Annotated in this window: 5 protein-coding genes and 1 pseudogene; 5 read left to right on the top strand and 1 reads right to left on the bottom strand. The window is 56.1% G+C overall.

Translation table 11 applies throughout. The features are described from left to right. Positions 1–55 precede the first annotated feature (55 nt). On the bottom strand, positions 56–640 hold the full coding sequence (locus tag RTK01_RS15890) for a helix-turn-helix domain-containing protein (RefSeq protein ID WP_312281907.1): 585 nt from the start codon (positions 638–640) through the stop codon (positions 56–58). A 218-nt stretch (positions 641–858) separates the two neighbouring features. On the opposite strand from RTK01_RS15890, the gene RTK01_RS15895 reads away from it, so the two are divergent. The 5 genes and pseudogenes from RTK01_RS15895 to RTK01_RS15915 form a co-directional block, all read left to right on the top strand. Continuing rightward, positions 859–1464, top strand: a complete 606-nt coding sequence (locus tag RTK01_RS15895) for a TetR/AcrR family transcriptional regulator (protein WP_312281908.1) — start codon at positions 859–861, stop codon at positions 1462–1464. Between the two features lie 72 nt (positions 1465–1536). Continuing rightward, a complete protein-coding gene (locus tag RTK01_RS15900; protein WP_312281909.1) occupies positions 1537–2139 on the top strand; it encodes an MptD family putative ECF transporter S component in 603 nt (200 codons plus the stop codon). Continuing rightward, positions 2139–2876, top strand: a complete 738-nt coding sequence (locus RTK01_RS15905) for an energy-coupling factor transporter transmembrane component T (RefSeq protein ID WP_312281910.1) — start codon at positions 2139–2141, stop codon at positions 2874–2876. The genes RTK01_RS15900 and RTK01_RS15905 overlap by 1 nt, the downstream gene beginning before the upstream one ends. A gap of 10 nt (positions 2877–2886) precedes the next feature. Further along, positions 2887–4368, top strand: coding sequence for an ABC transporter ATP-binding protein (locus RTK01_RS15910; RefSeq protein WP_312281911.1), 1482 nt, complete (start codon positions 2887–2889; stop codon positions 4366–4368). Then, positions 4361–4578, top strand: a pseudogene (locus RTK01_RS15915) (ABC transporter ATP-binding protein); the annotation flags it as partial. The gene RTK01_RS15910 and the pseudogene RTK01_RS15915, both read left to right, overlap by 8 nt.

The raw sequence follows: 4578 nt of genomic DNA on the forward strand, positions 1-4578 counted from the left end.
CAAAGTTATAACGGGCTATCCCCGAAAAGAAAAAAGCCGCTTGCAGAGAAGGGTTTTATGAAAACAACCGGCCGCAAGCGCCGCGCACCAATGTTTCCAGCACGTCCGGATAAAGCGCCCCGATTTCATTCTGATGGGAGATGGTGAGCATCAGTCCCCGCACCACGGCGGAGGCCAGCGCCATGCCGCCTGCGGGCGCTAGGTCTGCCGATTCCAGCAGCTCCCGGACGTGGATCTCGTCGCTGTGATAGTGTTTTTTCTGATAGTCCTCCGGCACTTTGCGCAGAAGATACGCGACGTCCCGCTCTACAAAGGCCATCATCCCTGAGCGCTCCATGGCCCGACAGGCGGACAAAACCGCCTCTGAGGCGCGGTCGGCAGGGGAGAGATCGGTGTTTTTGAAGAGAACCGACGCGGCTTCGCCATAAATTTCGGCGTGCATATCCTCCAAAACATCGAAAAAGAGCAGTTCCTTGGAGGCGTAAAATTTGTAAAACGCACCTTTGGAGATTCCGGCCGCCGCCGCCAGCGCGTCCACCGTGGTGCGGCGCACGCCAAGGGACACGGCACTCTCCCGCGCCGCGTGGCGGAGCTGACGGAGGATAATCGCTTCTTCCTGTTGTGTAAAAGCCACTGCCATTATAATCACCATATGACCGAATTTGATATTACAGTCACAGAATACGCCTGTTTGGCTTTGCTGTCAAGCCCCTGCACCAAAGTCCGGCGGGAAGGGAGCGGCGGTGCGTTTTACCCGCCATCTCCTATTGACGGGTAAAATAAAGACTAAATCAGTCTTGACTTTTCGGAGTAAAGTGATAACATTGTTATCAGTTTTGGTAAGGGTGTGCCGATAAGATGAGTATGAATTCACAGATGACCCGAACGCGCATTCTGGAATGCGCCAAGCAGGAATTTATGGAGTGCGGTTATCAGAGCGCCAATATTCGCCGTATTGCGCAGGGCGCGGACGTGACCACTGGGGCGATGTACAACCATTTTTCCAACAAGGCGGTTTTGTTTGACGCGCTGGTGCAGGCTCCGGCGGAGGAGATGCTGGATCGGTTTCGCAAAATTCACACTGATGTCAAGGCGGCCCTGCCTAAGCTTACTTTTGTCCATATGAAGGAAACGGCGTATTCGGGAACGGATTGGATGCTGGAGTATGTATACGCGCATTTCGAGGCGTTTCGGTTGATTTTTTGCCGTTCGGAGGGGACGCGCTGGGCCTCGTATCTGGAGGAACTGATTGCTGTGGAGGAGCATGCCTACCGTATTTACTGCGACGCTTTCGGAAAAAGCGGGCGGCGAATCGAGAATATGTTCCTTCATATCAACGCCACCTCCGGATTTCAGTATCTGGTGGAGTGCGTATCCCATGACCTGCCGTATGAACAGGCTGTCGCCGTGCTGGACAGCGCCAAGCGCTTTAGCATGGCCGGATGGGAGGAATTATTAAGGTAAGCGCCTTAATTTTTTGGATAAAAGTTAGCATATACTAACCGCACTGCTGAAATTAACAGGAGGTTTTTTGTGATGTCCACTCTTCATTCCCGCGCAAGCTCCGGCCGCCTGACCGGAAAAGATTTGATTAACACAGGTATTTACTCGGCAATCTATTTTGTGATGATTATGGCGCTTGCCATGACGGGCTACATACCGGTAATGATGCCCCTTTTATGCGTCATCGGGCCGATTATAGGCGGCATACCCTTTATGCTGTTTCTGACCAAGGTCAAAAAATTCGGCATGATTCTCATTATGAGCGGCATCATGGGCATGATGATGGCGCTGACCGGCATGGGCTTTTATGCGCTGCCGGTGGCGCTTGTCTCCGGTCTGATTGCGGAGCTTTTGTGGAAGCGGGCGAATTACAACCGGGCGCGCAGCTCCGTGTTTGTCTGTGGCTTTTTTCATATCTGGCTCTGGGGCAACTTTATCCCTCTGTTTACGAATCCAGATGGCTATTTTGCCACCCGCGCGGAGTTTGGCCCAGACTATGAGGCGGCGCTGACGGCGCTGCTGCCTCCCGTGATGAATCTGGTGCTGCTGGTTTGCTGCTTCGTATTCGGTGTTCTGGGTGGGCTGCTGGGCCGGGCCATGCTGAAAAAGCACTTTATCAAGGCGGGGATTGCCTGATGGGCGAGGGTATTCTTCAGGCAAGCAGACAGCGGCGGGGACTGATATTGGACCCCCGTACGAAGCTTTTGCTGCTCCTTACGGTATCCACCTTTGTTCTTGGGGGACTGGGAGGCGACAGACTGCCGTTTCTGGTGCCGGTCCTTTGCCTTGCGGTGCTGGCGCTGTTTTTGACGGCGGGAAAGTACCGGGCGGCGGCAATCTATCTTGCGGTCTATGCAGCCGCCAATCTGGCGGCCATTCTGCTGCTGCCGCGCCTGTCGGGATTTCCCTATTTTCTGGTGCTGGGCAGCGTGGGTATTTTCAGCAGGGTGATGCCGGGTGTGGCGCTGGGGGCGTATGTCGTTTCCACCACCACGGTCAGCGAGTTTACCGCCGCCATGCAGCGCATGCATGTCAGTGAAAAAATTACGATTCCAATGTCCGTGATGTTCCGCTTTTTCCCCACGGTGGGCGAGGAGTTTTCCGCCATCAACGCCGCCATGCGGATGCGGGGCATCAGCCTTGGCGGGGGCAGTCCCGGAAAAATGCTGGAATACCGTATTGTGCCGCTTCTGACCTGCTCGGCCAAAATCGGAGAGGAGCTGTCGGCTGCGGCGCTGACCCGTGGACTGGGCGGTGAAATCCGGCGAACCAACATCTGCCGCATTGGATTTGGAATGCAGGATTTTGCGGTCATTGTCCTGTGCGGGTGCTGCTTTGCCGCCGGAGCGCTTTCCTATCTGAGTGTAATTTGAGGAGCGAGCCATGATTAAACTAAAAAATGTAGGTTTCCAATATGAAAATGCCGATTCCGGCTCTCTGTGCGGTGTCAATCTGCACATTGGACGGGGAGAGTGCGTGCTGCTATGCGGCAGGTCCGGCTGCGGAAAAACCACGCTCACCCGGCTGATAAACGGTCTGATTCCTCACTATTACGAGGGAACACTTTCCGGCAGCGTCCGGATTGGGAACCTTGATGTGGCGGAGTCCGAGCTGTATGACACGGCGCAATTGGTGGGCAGCGTATTTCAAAACCCGCGCAGCCAGTTTTTCTGCGTGGATACCACGGGCGAGTTGGCCTTCGGGTGTGAAAATATGGGCTTGCCACCCGAGGAGATTGAACGGCGGACAGCGCGTTCCGCCCGGGAAATGGGCGCGGAGGACTTGCTGGGACGGAGCATTTTTCAGTTGTCCGGCGGAGAAAAGCAGAAAATTGCCTGTGCGTCCGTGTCCGCCATGGGGCCGGAGGTCCTTGTGCTGGACGAACCGACCTCGAATCTGGATATGCGGGCCATCGGGAATTTGAAAAACACCCTTCGGCTGTGGAAAGCGCAGGGCAAAACGATTGTGATTGCTGAGCATCGGCTCCATTGGTTGACGGACCTATGTGACCGGGTGGTGTATCTAAGGGACGGGCAGATGGAATACGACCTGCCCATGGCGGAGTTTCGCTGCTTTTCACCGGAAAAACTGCAAAGCCTTGGCCTGCGCGCCCTTTCGCTTGCGGATATTCGCAATGAGCGGACGCGGCCCTGCCCGGAGGAAACGGTTGCCCTCAAGAACTTTCGCTATTGCTATCGGGGCGGGGGGCCTCCGGCGCTGGATATTTCCGGGACCGAGCTGCCACGGGGCGGTGTGATTGCGGTGGTGGGCGGCAACGGCGCGGGAAAATCCACGCTGTCACAGTGCCTGTGTGGTTTAAAGCGGGGCTTTGGCGGCGTGTGCGCTTGGGGAGAAAACACCTGTTCCCGAAGGAAGATGCGGAAAAAAAGCTACCTTGTTATGCAGGATGTAAATCATCAGCTTTTCTGCGAAAGCGTGGAGGAGGAGCTGCGCCTCGGCATGTCGGGGACCGACGAGACGGAGCTTAGGCAGGTCATGGACGCGCTGGCGCTGACAACCCTGCGGGAAAGGCACCCGATGTCTTTGTCCGGCGGGCAGAAGCAGCGGGTTGCCATTGCCTCAGCACTGCTGGCGAGGAAGAAATTTCTGGTGTTTGACGAGCCCACCAGCGGGCTGGACTTTTACCATATGGAGAAAACCGCCGCACTTTTGGCGGCTTTGGGTGGAAAAACCACCGTGTTGATTGTTACCCACGACCCGGAGCTGATTGTCCGCTGCTGCGATTATGTGCTGCGTTTAGAGCGGGGCCGGGCGGCGGAGCAGTATGGGCTGGACAAAGCGGGGCAGCAAAGGCTGCGGCGCTATTTTGACCGGAATGAAAGGACGGAGATTTCAAATGAATAAGCAGGATCAAGAAAAACGGGGGCCGTTTTCCTATCTCTTTGAGTGGGCTGCGCCCTACAGGGGGCGATATGCCGCCTCGGTGCTTACGGCGGTGCTGGAGGTGCTGTGCGCCATTGTGCCGTATTACGCCGTCAGCCGGATTGTCACGCTTCTGATTGCAAAGGAGCAGGCGGCGGGGGCTTACGCCAAGTGGCTGGGGGTGGCGGCTGT

The organism is Oscillibacter sp. (genome assembly GCF_031978065.1).
Lineage (GTDB): Bacteria > Bacillota > Clostridia > Oscillospirales > Oscillospiraceae > Oscillibacter.